The sequence below is a fragment of the Streptococcus equinus ATCC 9812 genome (assembly GCF_000187265.1).
GTDB lineage: Bacteria > Bacillota > Bacilli > Lactobacillales > Streptococcaceae > Streptococcus > Streptococcus equinus.
The window spans coordinates 677015-697839 of the sequence record NZ_GL698429.1; the positions used below are offsets into that span (position 1 = coordinate 677015).

The 20825-nt window shown below is 37.0% G+C and carries 23 protein-coding genes and 1 other annotated feature; of the genes, 4 read left to right on the forward strand and 19 right to left on the reverse strand.

Annotated elements, in window-relative coordinates; all coding sequences use genetic code 11:
* Nucleotides 1-78: 78 nt before the first annotated feature.
* Together thiI and HMPREF0819_RS03250 are read right to left on the reverse strand one after the other, a co-directional pair.
* Nucleotides 79-1293: a tRNA uracil 4-sulfurtransferase ThiI gene (thiI, locus tag HMPREF0819_RS03245; RefSeq protein ID WP_004232237.1), complete on the reverse strand. Its 1215-nt coding sequence runs from the start codon at nt 1291-1293 to the stop codon at nt 79-81.
* 40 nt (nt 1294-1333) lie between these two features.
* On the reverse strand, nt 1334-2479 hold the full coding sequence (locus tag HMPREF0819_RS03250) for a cysteine desulfurase family protein (RefSeq protein WP_044023299.1): 1146 nt from the start codon (nt 2477-2479) through the stop codon (nt 1334-1336).
* Between the two features lie 195 nt (nt 2480-2674).
* Here HMPREF0819_RS03250 and HMPREF0819_RS03255 point away from each other — a divergent pair, with 195 nt between their 5' ends.
* Both HMPREF0819_RS03255 and HMPREF0819_RS03260 read left to right on the forward strand, forming a co-directional pair.
* Nucleotides 2675-3139 carry a DUF6556 family protein gene (locus HMPREF0819_RS03255; RefSeq protein WP_004232242.1) on the forward strand — a complete coding sequence of 155 codons (465 nt, stop codon included), beginning with the start codon at nt 2675-2677 and terminating at the stop codon, nt 3137-3139.
* Between the two features lie 59 nt (nt 3140-3198).
* Entirely contained in the window at nt 3199-4443 is a 1245-nt protein-coding gene (locus tag HMPREF0819_RS03260) for a bifunctional folylpolyglutamate synthase/dihydrofolate synthase (protein WP_004232244.1), read from the forward strand.
* Nucleotides 4444-4474: 31 nt separating this feature from the next.
* On the opposite strand, the gene HMPREF0819_RS03265 is transcribed toward HMPREF0819_RS03260, so the two are convergent.
* The 8 genes from HMPREF0819_RS03265 to HMPREF0819_RS03300 all read right to left on the reverse strand — a co-directional run bounded on the left by HMPREF0819_RS03265 (nt 4475) and on the right by HMPREF0819_RS03300 (nt 11994).
* Complete coding sequence (locus HMPREF0819_RS03265) at nt 4475-5392, reverse strand: L-lactate dehydrogenase (protein ID WP_004232246.1); 918 nt, start codon at nt 5390-5392, stop codon at nt 4475-4477.
* Nucleotides 5393-5504: 112 nt separating this feature from the next.
* Complete coding sequence (locus HMPREF0819_RS03270) at nt 5505-5843, reverse strand: YlbF/YmcA family competence regulator (RefSeq protein ID WP_004232255.1); 339 nt, start codon at nt 5841-5843, stop codon at nt 5505-5507.
* 15 nt (nt 5844-5858) lie between these two features.
* A complete protein-coding gene (locus tag HMPREF0819_RS03275; RefSeq protein ID WP_004232257.1) occupies nt 5859-6962 on the reverse strand; it encodes a prephenate dehydrogenase in 1104 nt (367 codons plus the stop codon).
* Nucleotides 6963-7040: 78 nt separating this feature from the next.
* A complete protein-coding gene (aroC, locus tag HMPREF0819_RS03280; RefSeq protein ID WP_004232259.1) occupies nt 7041-8207 on the reverse strand; it encodes a chorismate synthase in 1167 nt (388 codons plus the stop codon).
* Nucleotide 8208: 1 nt separating this feature from the next.
* A complete protein-coding gene (gene aroB / locus HMPREF0819_RS03285; protein WP_004232268.1) occupies nt 8209-9276 on the reverse strand; it encodes a 3-dehydroquinate synthase in 1068 nt (355 codons plus the stop codon).
* 21 nt (nt 9277-9297) lie between these two features.
* The gene (locus HMPREF0819_RS03290; RefSeq protein WP_004232270.1) at nt 9298-10167 is read right to left on the reverse strand and encodes a shikimate dehydrogenase; all 870 of its coding nucleotides are present in this window, start codon (nt 10165-10167) and stop codon (nt 9298-9300) included.
* Entirely contained in the window at nt 10157-10834 is a 678-nt protein-coding gene (gene aroD / locus HMPREF0819_RS03295; RefSeq protein WP_004232272.1) for a type I 3-dehydroquinate dehydratase, read from the reverse strand. Before aroD ends, HMPREF0819_RS03290 begins: the two co-directional genes overlap by 11 nt.
* The gene (locus tag HMPREF0819_RS03300; protein WP_004232274.1) at nt 10831-11994 is read right to left on the reverse strand and encodes a class I SAM-dependent rRNA methyltransferase; all 1164 of its coding nucleotides are present in this window, start codon (nt 11992-11994) and stop codon (nt 10831-10833) included. Before HMPREF0819_RS03300 ends, aroD begins: the two co-directional genes overlap by 4 nt.
* 352 nt (nt 11995-12346) lie before the next feature.
* Here HMPREF0819_RS03300 and HMPREF0819_RS03305 point away from each other — a divergent pair, with 352 nt between their 5' ends.
* Nucleotides 12347-14491 carry an LTA synthase family protein gene (locus tag HMPREF0819_RS03305; protein WP_004232275.1) on the forward strand — a complete coding sequence of 715 codons (2145 nt, stop codon included), beginning with the start codon at nt 12347-12349 and terminating at the stop codon, nt 14489-14491.
* 193 nt (nt 14492-14684) lie between these two features.
* Here the strand turns inward: HMPREF0819_RS03305 and rplT are convergent, their stop codons facing one another.
* The 5 genes from rplT to HMPREF0819_RS03330 form a co-directional block, all read right to left on the reverse strand.
* On the reverse strand, nt 14685-15044 hold the full coding sequence (gene rplT / locus HMPREF0819_RS03310; RefSeq protein ID WP_004232276.1) for a 50S ribosomal protein L20: 360 nt from the start codon (nt 15042-15044) through the stop codon (nt 14685-14687).
* A 52-nt stretch (nt 15045-15096) separates the two neighbouring features.
* Nucleotides 15097-15297 carry a 50S ribosomal protein L35 gene (gene rpmI / locus HMPREF0819_RS03315; protein WP_003065422.1) on the reverse strand — a complete coding sequence of 67 codons (201 nt, stop codon included), beginning with the start codon at nt 15295-15297 and terminating at the stop codon, nt 15097-15099.
* Nucleotides 15298-15335: 38 nt separating this feature from the next.
* The gene (gene infC, locus HMPREF0819_RS03320; protein ID WP_004232283.1) at nt 15336-15866 is read right to left on the reverse strand and encodes a translation initiation factor IF-3; all 531 of its coding nucleotides are present in this window, start codon (nt 15864-15866) and stop codon (nt 15336-15338) included.
* A gap of 13 nt (nt 15867-15879) precedes the next feature.
* Nucleotides 15880-16007 (reverse strand) — a sequence feature (ribosomal protein L20 leader region).
* Nucleotides 16008-16030: 23 nt separating this feature from the next.
* A complete protein-coding gene (cmk, locus tag HMPREF0819_RS03325) occupies nt 16031-16711 on the reverse strand; it encodes a (d)CMP kinase (protein WP_044023300.1) in 681 nt (226 codons plus the stop codon).
* A gap of 16 nt (nt 16712-16727) precedes the next feature.
* On the reverse strand, nt 16728-17216 hold the full coding sequence (locus HMPREF0819_RS03330; RefSeq protein WP_004232286.1) for an SAG1386/EF1546 family surface-associated protein: 489 nt from the start codon (nt 17214-17216) through the stop codon (nt 16728-16730).
* A 44-nt stretch (nt 17217-17260) separates the two neighbouring features.
* Here HMPREF0819_RS03330 and HMPREF0819_RS03335 point away from each other — a divergent pair, with 44 nt between their 5' ends.
* Complete coding sequence (locus tag HMPREF0819_RS03335; RefSeq protein ID WP_004232288.1) at nt 17261-17455, forward strand: ferredoxin; 195 nt, start codon at nt 17261-17263, stop codon at nt 17453-17455.
* Here HMPREF0819_RS03335 and HMPREF0819_RS03340 read toward each other — a convergent pair.
* From HMPREF0819_RS03340 to HMPREF0819_RS03355, 4 genes are all read right to left on the reverse strand, one after another.
* Nucleotides 17445-17936, reverse strand: coding sequence for an EbsA family protein (locus tag HMPREF0819_RS03340; protein WP_004232290.1), 492 nt, complete (start codon nt 17934-17936; stop codon nt 17445-17447). The genes HMPREF0819_RS03335 and HMPREF0819_RS03340 overlap by 11 nt on opposite strands.
* Before the next feature lie 50 nt (nt 17937-17986).
* Nucleotides 17987-19204 (reverse strand): peptidase T, encoded by a 1218-nt coding sequence (gene pepT, locus HMPREF0819_RS03345; protein ID WP_004232292.1) that lies wholly within the window; start codon nt 19202-19204, stop codon nt 17987-17989.
* Nucleotides 19205-19304: 100 nt separating this feature from the next.
* On the reverse strand, nt 19305-19892 hold the full coding sequence (locus HMPREF0819_RS09035; protein WP_004232295.1) for a DUF6287 domain-containing protein: 588 nt from the start codon (nt 19890-19892) through the stop codon (nt 19305-19307).
* Nucleotides 19893-19907: 15 nt separating this feature from the next.
* The coding region (locus tag HMPREF0819_RS03355) for a GH25 family lysozyme (RefSeq protein ID WP_004232298.1) at nt 19908-20825 on the reverse strand (918 nt) is incomplete at its 5' end.

The following is a 20825-nucleotide window of genomic DNA, read 5'->3' on the forward strand; positions in this document are numbered from 1 at the left end:
TGGGCATATTATACCATTTTATGATGAGGCTTTCAGACTTTAACTGGTACAAAAAAGCCATCTAAGATGGCTTTAATACTATAGTAAGTCATCGATTAAATCATCGACTTCATCATGTTCAGCTTGAGGTGTAATTGTTGTCACTTTAATGCCAGCAACTGCGCGTTCAACAAGTCCTTCAACATCCATACGTTTTTCGTATTGTTCAACATTTTTGATTTTTGGATTTGTTTTTGGACGATCTGGTGCAAAGATTGTGCAACAATCTTCAAATGGTTGGATTGAAATATCAAAAGTATCGATTTTTTGCGCGATATCAATAATTTCCAATTTATCCATTGTAACAACAGGACGAATGATTGGTGTTGCAGTTACAGCATTAATAGCTCGCATACTTTCAAGTGTTTGACTAGCAACTTGACCAAGACTTTCACCATTGATGATAACCAAACCATTACGTTCTTCACGAATTCGGTCTGTAATACGCATCATGAAACGACGAGTCAAAGTCATCAAGTAAGCTTCTGGCGCTTTTTCTTTGATTTCCTCTTGAATTTCGGTAAATGGAACTTCGATGAAATCAATATTTCCACCAAATTTTGTCAATTTACGTGTTAAATCTTGAGCTTTTTTTAGAGCACCGGGACTAGTATATGGTGGGCTAGCAAAGTGAACAGCCTCGATATCAACACCACGTTTAAGTGCAAGGTAGCCAGCAACTGGTGAATCAATACCACCAGAAAGCATTAACATACCACGACCTGCAGTTCCTACAGGAAGGCCTCCAGCACCTTTAATATTTTCATACGAAAGATATGCCGCTTCTTCACGAATCTCAACTTTTAAGTTGACATCTGGGCCCTTCATTTGTGCTTGAATATCTGGTAAGACTTCAAAAACAGCTGAGCCAAGGTATTGGTTTAACTCACGGCTGTCCATTTCAAAGTTGTGATCACTACGTTTACTTGTGATTTTAAAAGTAAGCCCTTCACTATAAACATCTTTCATCACATCTTGAACAGCTTTTTTGATTGTTTCAAGATTTTTTTCGATCTTGTAAGACGGTGAAAATGCTTGAATCCCGAAAATTTGTTTCAATGATTCAGCAACTGGTACGTAATCTGTTCCGTTCAAATAAATGTGAGCGCGGTCGCGGTCTGCCACAACTCTGACATCAGGGTAAATTGAAAGAACATGTTTCATGTTACGTTTCAATTTATTGATGAAACGCATGCGGTTCTTACCTTTTGTTGATAATTCGCCGTAGCGAACCATGATTTCTGAGTATTGCATAGTTTATTAAAGAGGGAACTCTCTTTATCCTTTCTTCTTATTATCTAACTTTTTTTGTTTTTTCGTAAACTTGTTTGAAAATCGTTAAGAATTGCTCAACTTGTCCCATATCATTGTCGTCGTCAAGACTAATACGAACAGCTGATTGAGCTTGTTTTGTTGGAACTCCCATAGCAATCAAAGTTCCAGCTGGTTTTCCAGCTTTTGATGAACATGCTGATGTTGTAGAAATGAAGATTTCGTGCTCTTCAAAGGCATGAACAACAACTTCGCCTCGAACACCTTTAATACCAAAGGTTAGGATATTCGGTGCAAAATCATTTCCTTTACCAGAGAAAATCATAATATCTTCGTGTTTTGCAAGTTCATCATAGATGATTTCTTTCATTTTAGCAATTTTAGGAAGAGCAAATTCTTCTTTATCTGCCACCAAACGAAGTGCCTTAGCTGTTGCTGCAATTCCTGCAACGTTTTCAGTAGTTGAACGAAGGTCACCTTCTTGCCCACCACCGGCTAGCAATGGATTTAATTTCTTGCCTTCTTTTTTGTAAATGAATCCAACACCACGAACACTGTGGAATTTGTGACCAGAAAAGCTTGCAAAATCAACGCGTTCTGTCAAATATTCATTCACAGGGATTTTACCAATTGCTTGTACGGCATCCACATGGAAAGAGATTCCAGGTTTGTCAGCTAATAATTCTGAAATAGCATGAATTGGTTGGATTGAGCCGATTTCATTATTGACTGCCATAATTGACACCAAAGTAGTATCTGGGCGCAAGAGCTCAGCTAATTTATCAACATCGACAAAACCTTTATCATTAACAGGTGCATATGAAACTTCAAATCCGTGTTCTGCTAACCATTTTGCAGATTCTTTAACAGCTGGGTGTTCGATATCTGATACGATGATGTGTTTTCCATAGCGTTCTTTTTCAAAAGCAACACCTTTTAGCACCCAGTTATCTCCTTCTGTTCCGCCAGAAGTGAAAATAATCTCTGTATTTTTGACACCAAGTAAGTCAGCAATTTGTTTACGACTAGCTTCTAGAATACGGCTAGCTTTTGTTCCGAGATTGTGCAAACTTGATGGATTTCCATAAATCTTAGTTGCCACTTCCTGATATGTTCGTAAAACCTCAGGATAAGGAATTGTAGTGGCAGAGTTATCAAAGTAAATCATTTTTTCTTCCTTCACAAAAAAATCAATACTACCATTATAGCACAGTCTATCAAAAGTGTGAAAGCTTTAATACTAAGTTTTTAAGGCTTATTTTAAGAATCTCTGATAAAATATTTTATAAAAGACAGCTATTTTATACTAGACATTTAAAATGAAAAAACTATAATAGAATCATACGCAAAAAAGGAGTTAAAAATGTCTCAACATTATTCAAGACGTCAAAAATCATCAACTGAAGATAAGGAACCAACTCCGGCAAAACACATCAAAAAAGGTTTTTCAGCCTTTCAAAAAACAGTCGCCCTAATCGGTTCTATTCTTAGTATCATTGTGGCAAGTATTACGATTACTAATGCTCTTAAAGGTTCATCAACAACTAAGCCAACTGATAAATCAATGACAACTGTTGTCATCAAAGATGGCAATAACAGCAAGACTGACACTTCAGCATCCTCAGTTTATTCTGATGATACTGACAATGATTCAGGCACAGTTAATAATACTTACAATGACGATGCTGACACAACTTACAGTTCAAGTTCAGATACTACATACAACTATAGTTCTGATGATAGTCAAAGTGATAGCACACAAAACAGCGCAGAAACTTCTGATGACACTGCAAGTAGTGCCACTGAAGCTACTGAAGCTAGTGAATAAGTTACTAACGGAAGGAGACATATTATCTCTCCTTCCTTTTTTATAAGGTATTAATAACAATGAACTATACTACTACACTTAATTGGATTCATTCCCACAAAGCTAATGGTAGAAGACCTAGCCTTGAACGCATGCGTTACTTACTTGATTTACTTGACAATCCCCAAGATAAATTTCCTGCTGTCCATGTTGTCGGAACAAACGGCAAAGGCTCAACAACAAGTTTTTTACAGCATATTTTAACAAGTTCAGGATATAAGACTGGCACATTCACTTCTCCATTTATCACGCGCTTTAACGAACGTATTGCAATTAATGGCGATCAAATTTCAGATAACGACTTAATCTTAACAGCGAAAGCTGTCAAACCAATTGTTGAATCAAATTCTTTTCAAGAAAAAGTTGGAAAGGTGACTGAATTTGAATTGGTAACAACTCTGATGTTCTACTACTTTGCTAACATTAATCCTGTTGATATTGCTGTGATTGAAGCTGGAATTGGCGGAACATTCGATTCAACCAATGTATTCACTGCCCAAGCAGTCATTTGCCCTTCAATTAGTATTGACCATCAAGACACGCTTGGAAAGACTTTAGTTGAAATTGCTAGACATAAAGCTGGGGTTTTAAAACCAAATGTGCCATTCATTTTTGGAAAAATGGCCCCTGAAGTCAAAGAAGTTTTTTACCAAAAATCAACTTCTTTAGGATGTCCAACATATGAAATTGACAAAGACTTTTTTGGCACTGAAAACAAGAAAACATTTACTTTTACTCAAAATGATTTCTCTATCTCAGACATTTCATTGAAAATACTTGGGCACCATCAAAAATCTAATGCAGCTCTTGCAGCTATGACGGCACTAATTCTTCAAGATAATTTTTCAAAAATCAGCAGAGATAGTATTAAAAATGGTCTGGAAAATACCATTTGGGCAGGACGATGTGAATTAATGACTCCAAACCTCATGTTAGACGGCGCCCATAACGAAGACTCTATTGCAAAATTAATCGACGTTCTCAGAAATGAATTCTCAGGAAAGCATATCCACATTCTTTTTGCAGGATTAAGTCGCAAACCATTAGACACTATGCTTGAAGAGTTATCAGATTTTGATCTGTGTGTCACAACCTTTAACTTCTATCAAGCACAGGCTCTTTCTGATTATCCCGAAAAATATCAAAAAATACCGGATTATAAAAAATGGTTCCAACAAGCAGAGCAAAATCCCAACGACATGTTTGTCATCACAGGTTCTCTTTACTTCATTTCAGAGGTTCGAAACTACTTACTAAATCAATAATCCCATCTAACCAGATGGGATTTCTTTTTTATTAATTCAGACTTTCTGCAAATTTACGTTTAATAAAATTAGCTGAGTTTTCTAGCTTAGCTGCTTCGTCTGCTGGAAGAGTCAATTTAATTTGTTCAACAATGCCATCTCGACCGACAATCGCTGGATAACTAAGATAAGTATCGAGTGGCTCATAGTAATTTGAAACCGGTAGTTCTTCGTGACTATCAGAAACTACCGCAATTGCCAAACGAATAGCTGCACTTGCAATACCATAACTTGTGTATTTTTTACCATAGAAGACAGTATGACCACCTACCATTGCTTCGTGTGCAATTTCTTCCAAGGTTGCTTCGTCTGTAAAAGTTGAAATCGGTTGACCTTTAACACGTACTTGGCTCCAAGCTGTAAACTGAGAATTTCCGTGTTCGCCCAAATTGTAACCATAAACACTGCGAGCATCAACTCCAAAACGTTCTGAAACCGCACGTTTCATTCGAGCTGTATCAAGTAATGTTCCTGTGCCAATAACGCGTTCTTTAGGAAGACCAGAATAATGCTGATAGAGGCTCGTAATGACATCAACAGGATTTGAAATGGCAATGATAATTCCGCTAAATCCTACTTCTTTTAATTTTTTAGCAACTGTGGGAACTTCTTTTGCAGTAAAAGGCAACTCAGCAAAACGATCCGCGTTAGGGTTGTCTTGAAGTTTGATATTTCCCAAAGCCGAAATGACAACATCCGCATCAGCTAAAGCATTATAGTCATTAACCACAATATTTGCATGTTGATTGAGGTTTGCTGCTGCATCTCTAAAATCAACAGCATCTGCCGTTACTTTTTTCTCATTAATATCAATTAAAACATAATCATCAAAAGCACCTTGCGCAATCAGACCGTGAGCAACTGTTGAGCCAACATGACCCATTCCAATAATTCCAACTTTACGTGACATAAAACAACCTCCTTATAAAAGTTAACACTCATTATAAAAGTTAATACTCATTATAGACCTTTACGGATAAAAACACGAAAAAAACCTAACACAAAATGTTAGGTTGCAATCACTATTTCAAAAGATCTTGAAGTGGACCAAAAATAATTTTTTCAAGGTCTGAAACATATACTGACAAAGATTGTTGAGCACCAAGGTATGCTTTCAAGATTGGATTTGCTTCAATTTTTGCACCCAATTCCTGCATCTTAGTTTGTTCATCACCTGTGGGCATTTGACCAGATTGTAATTTTGCATAAAGTCCTTGTTGAAATTCAGTAAATTCTTTGAACAAAGCTTTTGCTTCAGCATCACCGTCAATTGCTGCGCGACACTCTTGTGCTTTTTTATATTCTGGAAGAACGCGAATTTCACGTTCCAATTCGTTTGCTAAATCATAAATATTTGCCATGATAATTCTCCTTAATTAAATATGTACTTTATAGTTTGTTTTTTCTGTGATAACTTTCTTAGCGTGCTCCAAGTCTTTGGCACTCTTAAAAGAAATTTGCAAGATCCCGTTAATGTCTTCACGATTCTCTTCATTAATATAAATATTAACCAAAGAAATCCCTCGAAGTAATTCCAAAATTTCTAGAATAACATCTTCTTTATCTGGGACATCAACAAAAATATCAAAGGCACTTTCTACCCCACCGCGCTTATGGATACGCATTGCCTTACGAGTCTCTCTAGCTTGGTTGAAGTAATTCCAGATAGCGTCGCCATCACCCTGCGCAATCAATTCTTTTACACCGTCGAGCCTTGTTTTGAAATCATCAATACGCTCCATAACAGCTGATTGATTAGTTAAAAGAATACTTGTCCACATACCGGGCTCACTCTCAGCAATACGTGTCATATCACGAAAAGCACCTGCAGCAAAATGATTTGTCATCCCATGCTCACATGCATAATCACCAGCCTGTTCCATCAGACTTGCCGCTAAAATATGTGGAAAATGCGAAATCTGACTAGTAACGCGGTCATGCTCACAAGCATCAATTTCTACAAAACGAGCATGCAAGCCAGATAAAATTTCTTTCATCTCATCAATGGTACCTGCTGTTGTTAGCGGTGATGGCGTAAAAATATAATAAGCATTTTCAAACAAATTGACATCAGCTGCGATTGCTCCAGACTTATGTGAACCTGCCATTGGATGTGAACCTACAAATCTAACATTTTTTCCAGTTAAATACTTTTCTCCAGCTTCGACGATTTCTCGTTTTGTTGACCCCGCATCAGTGATGATGACATTGTCCTTCAAATTCATTTCAGCTAAATCTTTGATAAATTCGATGGTCTGCTTGATTGGAACCGCTAATATAATCACATCCGCTTGAGGAGCAAATGCTTTAAAATCTTCAGTAGCCTCATCAACAATTCCTCTTTCCAGAGCAACATTTCTCGATTTGTCAGAACGATTATAGCCTAAAATTTTATAGTCAGGATGGTCACGCTTAATTCCTAGCGCAAGCGATGCACCAATTAATCCTAAACCAGCAACATAAATCACTTTATTTTCCATAATTTCTCCATTTCCGGAATCTACAATCTTTATAGAAATAATGGAGAGCGTAGGCTCTCCAAGTCAACTGTTTATGCATTAAAAATGTTTGACATAATCACGGTGACGGGCAACAGCTTCTTTTAATTCTTCAAGATTATCAGAAGAGAATTTCTCAAGAATCTCATCAGCAATAACAGTTGCTACAACTGCCTCCATAACAACTCCAGCTGCTGGAAGAGCAGTCGGATCAGAACGTTCAACTGTTGCTTTATATGGTTCATGAGTTTCAATATCAACTGACATCAAAGGTTTATAAAGTGTCGGAATTGGTTTCATAACGCCACGAACAACAATAGGTTGTCCGTTTGTCATGCCACCTTCAAAACCACCAAGATTATTCGTGCGACGTGTATAACCTTCTTCTTCGTTCCAAAGGATTTCATCCATCACTTGGCTTCCCTTGAGATATCCATCTTTGAAGCCCAAGCCAAATTCAACACCTTTAAAAGCATTGATGGAAACAACCGCACCTGCAATCTTAGCATCTAGTTTCTTATCCCATTGGACATATGAGCCAAGTCCAACTGGGACACCACCAACAACTGTCTCAACGATACCACCAATCGTATCTCCAGCTTTTTTAATCCGGTCAATGTAGTCTTTGATTTCTTGTTCTCGTTCTTGATTAACGATTGAAACTTCAGATTGACTTGCCAATTCTCGAATTTGAGAAACTGTTAGTCCCTCTGGAACGTCGACTTCTTTTCCACCAAATACTACAACATGGTTAGCGATTTCAATATCAAGCTCTGCTAAAATACGTTTTGCAACAGCTCCTACTGCTACACGCATAGTTGTTTCACGCGCAGACGAGCGTTCAAGGGAATTTCGCAAATCCTCAAAACGATATTTCATACCTCCGACTAGGTCAGCATGCCCTGGTCGAGGATGCGTAATTTTTCGTTTAGTTTTTAGAGAATCATCAATATCCTCAACTGCCATAATATCAAGCCACTTTTCATGGTCTTTATTAATGACATTCAGAGTAATAGGAGCACCGGTAGTTTTTCCGTGACGTACACCAGAAGTAATTTCGACTTTATCTGACTCAATCTTCATACGACCGCCACGACCATAGCCACCTTGGCGTCGTTTCAAATCTACATTAATATCTTCAGCAGTCAGTGAGAGTCCTGCTGGAACTCCTTCAATAATTGCAGTTAAACGTGGTCCGTGGGATTCACCAGCTGTCAAATATCTCATATTATTTCTCCAAATACTCTTTCATCTCTTCTAAGGGAATCTGATTGATTGCTGCACTACCAAGCTCTGGCACGATGACGGTCTTAATCATTTTTCCACGAGCTTTTTTATCATGCACTAAAGCACCATATAAAACATCAATATCCCATGGTTGATAATCTATTGGCAAACCAAATTTTTGGCACATGTTAAAGATATCTTTTGTGATACCTTTAGGCATCAAGCCTTTTTTTTCAGCAATTCGAGAAATTTGCACCATACCAATCGCAACAGCTTCACCATGCATGACTTTGCCATAGCCTGCTGTCGCTTCAACAGCGTGTCCAATAGTGTGACCAAAATTAAGGTAAAGTCGAACACCATTATCAAGCTCATCTTCTACAACAACTTTGCGTTTAACATTGCATGAACGATAAATAATACTTTCAGCATGTTTTAAGATGCTTTCTGGTGAACCATCCATAGCTGACAGCTCATCCCACAATTCAACATCTTCAATCAATCCATACTTGATAACCTCACCCATACCTTCAATGAGTTCACGTTTACCAAGCGTTTGAAGAGTTTCTGGATCAATTAATACACCATCAGGCTGCGTAAAAGTACCAACCATATTTTTAGCAAATGGTGTATTTACACCTGTTTTACCACCAATTGACGAATCAACTTGAGCAGTTAAACTTGTTGGAATTTGTAAGAAATGGATTCCGCGCATATAAGTAGACGCAACAAAACCAGCTAAATCTCCAACGACACCACCTCCGAGGGCAACAATACCATCACTGCGTGTCATCTCATTTTTAACCAAAAATTCGTAAGCTTTATTTACAGTTTGAAGATTTTTAGAAGCTTCACCTTCTAAAAAATCAAAAACAATCACTTCAAAACCAGCACCTTCAATACTGAGTTTAACCTTTTCAGCATAAAGACTTCCAACATGGTTATCTGTAATAAGGGCGATTTTTTGAGGCTGCCATAATGATTTTACCCAATCACCGACTTTTGCTAAGACACCTTTTTCAATGACAATATCATAAGGTGTTTGGGGGAGATTAACATTTAATTTCATTAGCGTCACCTATGTTTTATCCTATTTTGTATTGTACTTTTCCTCTAATGCAGACCAAATCTCAGCAGTCGGCATTTTTTCACCGGTCCAGATTTCAAAAGCTTCAGCTGCTTGGAACAAAAGCATCCCAAGTCCATTGAGAGCTGTTAAGCCTTTACTTCTAGCTAATTTCAAAAACGGCGTTTCAAATGGTTGGTAAATCGTATCAGCAACTAAAAGTCCTTCAGGAAACTCAAAGTCTTCTGAAATAATCATTGACTTACCATCCATCCCAACACTTGTCGCGTTGACAAAAAGTTGTGATTCTAACACTTTTTCTTGAATTGCCTTTAAATCTTCGACTGAATATACAGTGATTGATACACCTGTTTTATCAGAAAGTTCTTCAGCTTTTTGACGTGTAGCATCTAAGAACTGTGTCTGATTGAAAATGTTAATATGACCAGCACCGTTAAGCGCTGCTTGAGCAATTAAAGCTGTTGCAGCCCCTCCGCCTCCAAGGATGGTCATTGTTTTACCTTTGACGTCAAAATCAGCAAAAGTAGAAAGGCTTCTAAAGAAACCAATACCATCGGTATTGTGACCAACTAATTTGCCATCACGATTAATGACAGTATTCACAGCACCAATCAAAGCTGCTGAATCAGTCAACTCATCCATGTACGGCATAACTTTTTGCTTGTACGGCATGGAAATATTCACACCGAACATGTCATAGCGTTTAACATTTTCTAAAGTAACCGCTAAATCTTCTTCTGGGATATCCCAAGCAACATAAACACCATTCACACCTGTCTTTTCAAAGGCGTAGTTATGAATAAACGGTGAAATAGAGTGCTTAATAGGTGTTGCCACGACAGCGGCTAAGCGAGTGTATCCATCAATCTGCATCAAGTACCTCCCTAATACGTTTCATATCAACAAGAGCAACCTGTCCTGGTGCGCTTATTTGATCTAGGCTTGCAAAAGTCCATGATGATCCGAAAACATCAACAGCAAAACGCGATACGCGACCAAGTTTGCCCATTGACATAGTGGCATACTCTTGCTCAGGATTTAATGTCTTAAATCCGCGAGTAAAGTTCATCAAGTCAATAACATCTTGTTCACTCTGTGGCATAACGGCAACTTTAACAACACGTGGTGCTAAAGCTGTCAGCTCAGAAAATGATTCCATCAAATTCTCAGGTGTCTCATCAAAATTATGATAAGACAAAACGAGATTTGGAAATTCTAACATTTGTTGGAAAGCTTCTTTATGTGAAAAATATTCAAAGTCAATATAGTCTGGGTGGTAAATAGCATTAATATTTTTCAAAAGCTCAACATATTCTTCATCAGATATACTAAGGTTTCCACCTTCTTTATCTGTACGAATTGTAAAAATAATTTCTCTGCCAGAAAATTTTTCAAAGATTGCTGGTGCAACAGTCATGATATTTTCTTTAGGTAAAAAATCTGCTCGCCATTCAATAATATCGACGTCGTCAAATCTTGAAATATCAATCGACTGTGCCTCATCTAAACCTCTCGGCATAATAGGTACTACTATTTTCATTTCTTAACCTTTATTGTAAATACTTTCAAATAATTACTGCTCATGTCTGCTTTGTTAACCGTGAAATCACTTGGCAATTGCTGCAAACGAATGTATTCGTGTTTAACAGAAGCAAATCCCTTTTCCAATTGCTTTTTAAACTGTGCTACTGTTAAGTTAGCTGCGTTTGTAGATGCGATTATTGTTCCATCATCAGATAATACTTCCAATGCTTGGCTAATTAATCGGTGATAGTCTTTAGCAACTGAAAATGTTTGTTTTTTATTACGAGCAAAACTTGGTGGATCGATAACAATCAAATCAAAAGTCAAGTTTTTGCGCTTAGCGTACTTGAAATATTCAAAAACATCCATGACCACAAAATGGTGATTTGCCAAATCAAGGCCATTAGCTTCAAAATGTGCTTGAGATAGCTCTCGAGAACGTTTAGCAAGGTCTACAGATGTTGTTTCTGTTGCACCACCCATTGCTGCTGCAACAGAAAACGCTGCTGTATAAGAAAACATGTTCAAAACGCGTTTTCCAAGACCAAGTTCATTAATCAAAGCATCACGGACTTCATGCTGATCTAAAAAGATCCCTGTCATCAGGCCATCATTCATGAAAACACTGTATTTGACACCATTTTCCAAAATTGTAAAGGTTTCAGGTGCTTCTTCACCATAAATATGAGCTGACTCATAATCAAGTCCTTTCAAACGGATTTTCTCATATCCGCCCTTAACCGTAGGATAAACCTCTTGGAAGGCTTTGACAATTACATCACGATACTGATAAACAAAAGTGTTGTACCAAGAAAATACAACAAAATCAGCATAACGATCTATCGTCACACCACCAAAATTATCTCCATCTTGATTAAATAATCGATAAGCTGTTGTCAAATCCGAGTTTTCAAAATGCTGACGTTTTTTCTTTGCTTTCTTAAATAGATTAACAAAGTAAGTTTCGTTCAAATCAACATTTCCATTTCCTAAAAACCAACCAACCCCCTTATTTTGACGAGAAAGGTATGCTGTTCCTAAGAACTTGCGTGAATGACTATAAAGAGCAACTAATTGATCATCTAAATCAAGTTGATGAAAATCTTTTCCATCCAAAAGTTGAATACCACGCTTAATTTTCTTTTCAACAAAAGAATCCACGTATAGTTTGTTCATGAGGCCTATTATATCAAAAATTCAGAATTTTTCCCACTAAATTTTACATTTCTCACTCGAACCAATAAAACTTTTTATGACTCAAAAATACACACAAATTCAAGATGAAGTTGCAAGCGAAGTTACCGATTCATTCCTGCGAGCGATTAGGTAAAAATTCCTGCCTCAGTCCACGCCAACATACCTATTTTTACAGAAAAATAACTGATTGTTGTTCTTTTATTCTTTAGGATTTTTAAAAAAATAACGTTAAAATGCGGTACGGTTCATTATACTAAAAATCCTTGCTTTATGTTATAATTGAAGATGAGATTGTATCTTTAGGAAAAAAAGAATAAAGGAAGTTCCTACAGTGAAAAAATTGAAACAAATTATCTCTCACGTGGTTAACACACGTTTGGGATTTATTTTGACACTTTTAGTCATTTATTGGCTAAAAACAATGTGGGCTTATCATGTTGACTTTAGTCTTGGACTAGAGAGTCCGTATCAACTACTACTATCACTTATTAATCCTATTCCACTAGGATTACTTTTACTCGGGTTAAGCCTTTATATCAAGAGAACGCGTGTTTTTTATACCGTTAGTTGGATTATCTATACTATTTTAAACATCCTGCTTATTTCTAACGCGATTTATTTCCGTGAATTCACAGACTTCATTACTGTAAGTACATTGCTCGCAAGTAGTAAAGTTTCTGCTGGTTTAGGGGATTCTGCCTTGAATCTATTTCGTGTCTGGGATGTTATTTATATCATCGACTACGTTATTTTAATCGCGCTATTTGCTACCAAAAAAATTAAAGCTGATAATCGTCCGTTTAACAAACGCGCAAGCTTTGCTATTACAGCCTTATCAACTTTATTTTTTTCAATTAACTTATTCATGGCTGAAATTGACCGACCAGAACTTTTAACGCGTGGCTTCTCAAACGTATATGTTGTCCGCGCTCTCGGATTACCATCGTTTACAGCCTACAGTGCTAATCAAACATATCAAACTGAAAAAGTTCGTAGCGAAGCTACAGCATCTGATTTAGATGAAGCTAAGAGTTATATTAGTGAGCACTACGCAGCACCTAATTCAAAATATTTTGGGATTGCTAAAGATAGGAACGTAATTGTTATCCACTTGGAAAGTTTCCAACAATTCTTGATTGACTATCATTTGCAAGTCGATGGTAAATCATACGAAGTAACACCTTTCCTTAATTCACTTTACCACTCGAATTCAACTCTTGCCTTCTCAAATTTCTTCCACCAAGTTAAAGCCGGAAAAACATCTGATGCTGAAACATTGATGGAAACATCGTTATTTGGTCTTAGCAATGGTTCTTATTTAGTTAACTACGGTGGTACTAATACCGCTTATGCTGCCCCATCAATCCTCGGTCAAACAGGTGATTACACAAGCGCCGTATTCCACGGTAACGTTGGTACTTTCTGGAACCGAAACAATGCCTATAAACAATGGGGTTATGATTATTTCTTTGATTCTTCATATTTCACAAAACAAAATAGTGAAAATTCATTCCAATATGGTTTGAACGATAAATATATGTTTGCTGACTCAATCAAATACCTTGAGCACATGCAACAACCTTTCTATACTAAGTTCATTACTGTAAGTAACCACTATCCATACACTAGTTTAGCTGGAAATTCTGATGAAGAAGGATTCCCATTAGCTGATACCGATGATGAAACAATCAACGGTTACTTTGCTACAGCGAACTACCTAGATTCTGCTGTCAAAGCGTTCTTTGATTATTTGAAAGAATCTGGTTTATATGATAATTCTATTATCGTCCTCTACGGTGACCACTACGGTATTTCAAACTCAAGAAACACTGACTTGGCTTCGCTTCTTGGAAAAGATTCTGAAACATGGACAAGCTATGATAACACCATGCTTCAACGTGTCCCTTATATGATTCACATTCCAGGATTTACCGAAGGACATATCAGCGATACCTTTGGTGGTGAAGTTGATAACTTACCAACACTACTTCATTTGTTAGGTGTTGATACAAGCAATTATATTCAACTTGGGCAAGATTTACTGTCAGAAGACAATGACCAAACCGTTGCATTCCGAACTGCTGGAGATTACGTTACACCAACTTATACCAGCAGCAGCGGACACTTATACTACACTGCTACTGGTGAGGAAATTACTAATCCTGACGAGAATACTCAAGCAGCAACTAAAGCAATACGTGATGCTGTTGCCTTACAGCTCTCTACAAGCGATGAGATTCAGACCGGAGATCTTCTGCGATTTGCAAAAATCCCAGGTTTAAAACAAGTTGATAGCTTATCAATTTCCTACACAGACTCACTTAAATCATTAAAAGCTATTGAGAAAAAACGTGGTGACGAGTCGACAAGTCTTTACAGTGAACACGACAACGAATCAACTGTAGATATGTTTAAAGCTCCAAGTTACATGCAACTTCACGAAACTTCAAGTAGCTCTAGCAGCGAATCAGAATAACTTTTCTATAATCAATAAACCACCAGCAATGCTGGTGGTTTTCTTATACTCTATTACTTTACTACATAACTGCTTCTTGATATATATCTTCTCCTACTCTATAGGAAAAAAATATGATTAAATTAAGTTTACTCCTCAAACAGCAGGTAATTTCAACACAAAAAAAGACTAACAAATGTTAGTCTTTAATTAATTATTTACCAAGTTTAGCTTTAGCTGCATCTGCAAGAGCCGTGAAAGCAGTTGCATCGTTAACTGCTAAATCAGCAAGCATCTTACGGTTAACTTCAATTTCAGCCAATTTCAAACCGTGCATCAATTGTGAGTATGACAAACCGTTCATGCGAGCTGCCGCATTGATACGAGTAATCCAAAGTTTACGGAAATCACGTTTTTTCTGACGACGGTCACGGTATGCATAGTAGTAAGAGTTCATTACTTGTTCTTTTGCAGTACGGAACAAGATATGTTTTGCACCATAGTAACCTTTAGCAAGTTTCAATACACGTTTACGACGTTTGCGTGATACAACGCCACCTTTAACACGAGCCATTTATATTCTCCTCCAAATAATTCTTTAATAATATCGAGTAATTACTTTAGTCTTATTTAAGACCTGAAAGCATTGCTTTAATACGTTTGAAATCTCCTGAGTGCACCATAGCTGCTTTACGAAGATGACGACGTTGTTTTTTAGTTTTACCGTGGAAACGGTGTGAAGTAAATGCGCGGAAGCGTTTCAATCCACCAGAACCTGTACGTTTGAAACGTTTAGCTGATGCGCGGTGTGTTTTTTGTTTTGGCATTTTAAAATTCTCCTCTTAAAATAGTTTAAAATTGACAATTATTTTTTGTCTGGAATTGGAGCAAGCTGCATGAACATTTGACGTCCATCCATTTTAGCTCTTTGCTCAATAATAGCAATGTCTTGCGTTCTTTCTGCAAATTCCGCCAATACCTTTGCTCCAATTTCTTTGTGAGTAATCATACGACCTCTAAAGCGAATAGAGACTTTCACTTTGTTTCCTTTTTCAAGGAATTTACGGCCGTTACGAAGTTTAGTCTCAAAGTCACCTTTATCGATAACTGGGCTAAGACGAACTTCTTTAACAGTCACAACGGCTTGTTTTTTGCGTTGTTCCTTACGTTTCTTCTGATACTCAAATTTGAACTTTCCGTAGTCCATAATTCTAGCAACAGGTGGCGTAGCTTGTGGTTGAATAAGAACCAAATCAACATTAGCGTCATCAGCAATAGCTTGAGCTTCTGATAATGGTTTAATTCCTAATTGTTCACCATCAAGACCAATGAGACGAACTTCGCGAACGCGGATTTCATCGTTAATGAATAGATCTTTCTTAGCTATGATCTTCACCTCTTTATTTTTTTAGAGAAAAACGAAACGGGCCTGATAAAATCAAGCCCGCACACACGTAATATTCCTAAGGAATCTTTGACATGTTGGGCCAGACAACCGTAGTCGCAAGGCGAGAAGTTCTCACTTCTGCTTTTCTCATTAATTATATTCTATCACAGTAACTAATCCATGTCAATGATTTTTTCTGCTTTTTCTTGAATAAATTTGACAACACCATCAATATCTACTCCAGTTGTATCAAAAGTGATGGCATCTTCGGCTGCTTTTAGTGGAGAGACTTCACGGTGACTATCTTTGTAATCACGCTCAGCAATTTCGCGTTTTAACGTTTCAAAATCAGTTTCAATACCTTTTTCTTTATTTTCTTTGAATCGACGTTCTGCACGCTCTTCAACAGATGCAATCAAAAAGATTTTAAGTTCTGCATCAGGTAAAACAACCGTTCCAATGTCTCGACCATCCATGATAATCGCTCCATTTTTAGCGATGCGACGTTGCTGTTTGACAAGTTCTTCACGAACTTCTGGAATAGCTGCTACCCAAGAAACATTATTTGTTACATCATTTTGACGAATATCAAGGGTAACTTCTTTATCTCCAACAAATACTGTTTGGCTACCATCTTCAGCGCGCCCAAATGATACTGGGTTCTCAGCCAAAGCTTTTAAAATTTCTGCTACATTATTTTCTGTTAAATTATTTTTTAATGCAAGATAAGTTGCTGAACGGTACATTGCTCCAGTATCAAGATAAGTATAGCCAATATTTTTAGCAATAATCTTGGCTACAGTACTCTTTCCGCTTGAAGCAGGACCATCAATCGCAATTCTAATTGATTTCATGATTCCTTTTTTCTTCCTAATTAACGTGTACTTCATCTCCAGGATTGGCGTACCAATATCCTTGAGTCATGTGGTCTGGGTTTAATTCGTAAAGTTTATCGACTGAGATACCAGCACGAGCTGCAATTGAGGCAGCACCTTCACCTGACATAACAGTGATTGTATCGCCATTGCTTTCACTTGAGGATTCTTCTGTTTCATCACTTGAACTTTCTTCAGTTGAAGAAGCTTCTGTTGATTCTTGAGAAGTTTCAGAACTTGTTGCTTCACTTGAAGATACGACGCTACTAGACGATGCACCATAAAAGTTTGATGTTTCTGATGCTTTGTCGCCACCACGATTTGAAGTGTAAAAAACAACAAACAAAATCGCAACAACAATAACAAAGAAAACACTCAATAAAGCTGTCAAAAAAGGTGTGCTAATAACAGAATCTTTTGTTTTACGGCTAATTCTGATTTCGTTGTCATCGACTACTTTTTCTTCCCATGGTTGTTTTGCCATAATGTCCCCTTGTTAAATATATCATTTCATACTACAATAGTAATATGAAAGTATCAATTATTCCTGAAAAATGTATCGCTTGCGGTCTTTGCCAAACATACTCTGACCGTTTTGATTATCATGATGATGGCATTGTAAAATTTGCTAATTCTGATTCATTAGAACAAACATTTCCAGACTCAGACAAGGACACACTTCTCGCTGTCAAATCTTGTCCAACCAAAGCTCTTACGATTTAGTAGGAGCTTTTTTGTCAGACTTATAAGTTTCAAAATAATCAAGTTTAATTAGATTATCCGTCAGCTTAACTGAACCACGGAAATCTGGGTGAACAGCCAAAGCGTCTAAGAAATATTTCTTAGGCCATTTTCTCATGTAAAAAATTCTATCTGGCTGATTTTTTATTTTTAAAGTTAAACCTGATTTATTTACATCAATTCTTTTAATCTGTGCAATTGCAACTCTTGATTTTTTGAAAGGATTTAATGAAACGATGCGAAGTTTTCCATCTTCTTCTATCACAAAATAACGGTGAAAACCTAATCCAACCAAAATAATAAAGATAGCAAATAAAACAAAGAATTGACTTGGTATTTTTGTTCGTTCAAACAATAATGATAAGCCGATAAACATTGGTACCAGAGCAATTGACCAATAAATAATTGACCAGGATAGTTCTGGCTGCCAATGATATCGAATCTTTCCAAAGATTTTAATCATTGCAGTCCTCCGTTAGTTAATGTACCAAACATTGCTTAGATAAAACTTAACTATTTTTGAACAATTCCAATGATAACATCAACTGCTTTTTCCATTGTTTGAAGGCTGACAAACTCAAAACGTCCGTGCATGTTTTCACCACCAGCAAACAAGTTAGGTGTTGGAATACCCATAAATGAGATTTTAGACCCGTCTGTTCCACCACGAATTGGTTCAATGACAGGCTTGATATCTAAATCTTCCATAACTTCTTTTGCTAGTTCAACAGAAGTCATATCTTTTTCAATGACTTTTTTCATGTTGTAGTATTGGTCATTGAGTGTAATAATAACACACTCTTTGCCAAGTTCAGCATTCATTTTATCAGCAATTTTTTGAACCATTTTTTTACGATTTTCAAATGATTCATCTTCAAAGTCACGAATGATGTACGAACTGTGCGCTTGTTCTACACTACCATTCATTCCGTGCAAGTGGAAGAATCCTTCATAGCCTTCAGTGTTTTCAGGACGATCAGTTTCTGGTAATTTATTATGGAAATCGATTGCCAATTGCAAAGCGTTAATCATTTGATTTTTAGCTGTACCTGGGTGAACATTGCGTCCCATGAAATCAATTTCTAAGCCAGCAGCGCTAAATGTTTCGTACTGAAGTTCTCCAAGAGGGCCACCATCAACAGTATATGCAAAGTCAACGTTGAAATCTTCAACATCAAACTTATCAGCACCAACACCGATTTCTTCATCAGGACCAAATCCAACACGAATCTCACCATGTTTGATTTCTGGGTGAGCAACAAGGTACTCAATCGCTGTCATAATTTCAGCAATACCAGATTTATCATCAGAACCAAGAAGTGTTGTCCCGTCAGTTGTTACCAAAGTTTGACCAAGGTAATTATTCAAATTTGGAAATTCTTCTGGTGTGAGAGCATAACCTGATTGACCAAGTTCGATAGCTCCTCCAGTATAGTCCTCAACGATTTGTGGAGCAATTCCTTCAGCATTAAAATCAGCTGTATCCATGTGAGCGATGAAGCCAATTTTGCGTGTTTTTGAGGCATCATTTGCTGGTAATGTACCAACAAGATAACCATTTGTTAAATAGTGCACATCTTGCAAACCAACAGCTTCCATTTCAGGTTTCAAAACATTAAGTGCAAAATCAACCTGAGTCTGAGTTGAAGGTGTTGTTGTGCTTTCTGGGTTACTACGTGTATTGACTTTCACATAAGTCAAAAAACGATTCAATAAGTTTTCGTAAGACATTATTCACCTCTATATTTTTCCATATCATTATACCATATATTCACCAACAAAAAAACAACCACGTAGGTTGTTTTTTACATGAGTTTTAGAAGCATATTTTCTAATTTGAAACGTGATAATAAGCTTTTGAAGCTAAATCACCAGAACCAATATCTGCTGAAGAAATCACACGATCTTTAGAAATATCTGTATTATCATCTTGTCCATTTAAGTAGTAAGATGAAAATGTTGTATTTGCTGGAACAATATAAAGCGTAACATTTGAACGTTGTCCTGTCTGAACATCAAGCAAAAGAATACCATTTTGATCAATGTCCAAAATATTAGGTGTCATACCTTCAGTTACTAATCCTTGATTACTAAAAGTTAGAACATTTCCTGCAGCATTTTGCCAATTTCCTGCCATTGTCGAATAGTTTGCTTTTAAGATTGCACCAGTATAAATTGGAGCAATCTCTTGTTCAGTTTGTGATCGTTCAGTTGATGTTTCTGCTGTAGATGATTGACTTTCTTGAGAATTAGACGATGAACCACTTGAGCTTGAACTTGAGCTAGAAGAAGTAACTTTAGTACTTGTCTTTGTTGTCTGTGAACTGTGTTTTGTCTGATGTTGAGTCTGACTTGTACAAGCTGTCACCATGCAAAGTGATAAAACTAAAGTCAGAACAAGTTTCAATTTATTTTTCATCGTAATTCTCCTCCCCTACCTAGTGAATCGACCAGTATAATCAATACTTTCATCAAGTGGATGAGATAATTTTGGTGATACACTTGTATACTGCCATGCAGCACTATTTGAATAGTAAGACAATGACTTAGCAGATTCTTGATCCAAATACTGAGTAGAGTACAAATAATGCGCTACCCAAAGATTTGACATACCAAATTTTGAAGTTTTGAATTTTCCACCTTTAACATCAAGCCAAGATGCCATTGTGTAATAAACGTTATTGTTGTAACCAAGACGATTCATCTCGTCTTTCCAAGCTTGTGTATTAGCATTCAAATCACTTCTAAGCATAGCCTGCTCTTCCATATCAGTAACCATAGTCGTCGCACCAGAAAGCCCCATTGACTTAGCAGCATTTACAAAATATTGCGCCTCAGCTTTTGCTTCCGCTGCTGTTTCATAATGAGAATAGTGGTAAGCCGATACTCGCAAACCTGCAGCTTGCGCATTAGCAATTTGAGCACGAGCATATGGGTTCGTATATGAAGTTCCTTCGGTTAATTTAACAACTACTCCAGTAATTCCTTGACGTTTCAATGATTGATACTCGCTAACAGAAATCACACCATTGTGACTACTGATATCGATAAAGTATGACTGAGCATGAACTGGTTTATCAGCATTCAAACGATAGGTACCAAGATTAAATCCTGAAGTTGTGTTATCCGTAAAGTCTACATAAACGTGAACAGTATAATCTCCTTTGATATAGTCATGATTCTTTTCATTAACCATAACAGTCACTACGCCGTCGTGGATGTCTGAACTTGTATACCAGTGAAGATTTGATTGATTGCTTTCTGACCATGCTGCAACACGAACAAGTTTTATAGTCTTAGAATTCTCTGATTCTGCAATACGAACTTTCAAAGTACCGCCATTGGCATCATG

Coding starts and splice junctions, on each gene's coding strand:
- rplT (WP_004232276.1), bottom strand. CDS start 15,044: ATGGCTCGTGTTAAAGGTGGCGTTGTATCACGCAAACGTCGTAAACGT.
- pepT (WP_004232292.1), bottom strand. CDS start 19,204: ATGTCTTACGAAAACTTATTGAATCGTTTTTTGACTTATGTGAAAGTC.
- HMPREF0819_RS03260 (WP_004232244.1), top strand. CDS start 3,199: ATGAACTATACTACTACACTTAATTGGATTCATTCCCACAAAGCTAAT.
- HMPREF0819_RS03335 (WP_004232288.1), top strand. CDS start 17,261: ATGAAAGTATCAATTATTCCTGAAAAATGTATCGCTTGCGGTCTTTGC.
- HMPREF0819_RS03265 (WP_004232246.1), bottom strand. CDS start 5,392: ATGTCACGTAAAGTTGGAATTATTGGAATGGGTCATGTTGGCTCAACA.
- aroC (WP_004232259.1), bottom strand. CDS start 8,207: ATGAGATATTTGACAGCTGGTGAATCCCACGGACCACGTTTAACTGCA.
- HMPREF0819_RS03255 (WP_004232242.1), top strand. CDS start 2,675: ATGTCTCAACATTATTCAAGACGTCAAAAATCATCAACTGAAGATAAG.
- HMPREF0819_RS03300 (WP_004232274.1), bottom strand. CDS start 11,994: ATGAACAAACTATACGTGGATTCTTTTGTTGAAAAGAAAATTAAGCGT.
- aroD (WP_004232272.1), bottom strand. CDS start 10,834: ATGAAAATAGTAGTACCTATTATGCCGAGAGGTTTAGATGAGGCACAG.
- thiI (WP_004232237.1), bottom strand. CDS start 1,293: ATGCAATACTCAGAAATCATGGTTCGCTACGGCGAATTATCAACAAAA.
- HMPREF0819_RS03340 (WP_004232290.1), bottom strand. CDS start 17,936: ATGATTAAAATCTTTGGAAAGATTCGATATCATTGGCAGCCAGAACTA.
- HMPREF0819_RS03270 (WP_004232255.1), bottom strand. CDS start 5,843: ATGGCAAATATTTATGATTTAGCAAACGAATTGGAACGTGAAATTCGC.
- cmk (WP_044023300.1), bottom strand. CDS start 16,711: ATGAAATCAATTAGAATTGCGATTGATGGTCCTGCTTCAAGCGGAAAG.
- HMPREF0819_RS03275 (WP_004232257.1), bottom strand. CDS start 6,962: ATGGAAAATAAAGTGATTTATGTTGCTGGTTTAGGATTAATTGGTGCA.
- HMPREF0819_RS03290 (WP_004232270.1), bottom strand. CDS start 10,167: ATGCAGATTGATGGATACACTCGCTTAGCCGCTGTCGTGGCAACACCT.
- HMPREF0819_RS03250 (WP_044023299.1), bottom strand. CDS start 2,479: ATGATTTACTTTGATAACTCTGCCACTACAATTCCTTATCCTGAGGTT.
- aroB (WP_004232268.1), bottom strand. CDS start 9,276: ATGAAATTAAATGTTAATCTCCCCCAAACACCTTATGATATTGTCATT.
- HMPREF0819_RS03330 (WP_004232286.1), bottom strand. CDS start 17,216: ATGGCAAAACAACCATGGGAAGAAAAAGTAGTCGATGACAACGAAATC.
- rpmI (WP_003065422.1), bottom strand. CDS start 15,297: ATGCCAAAACAAAAAACACACCGCGCATCAGCTAAACGTTTCAAACGT.
- HMPREF0819_RS09035 (WP_004232295.1), bottom strand. CDS start 19,892: ATGAAAAATAAATTGAAACTTGTTCTGACTTTAGTTTTATCACTTTGC.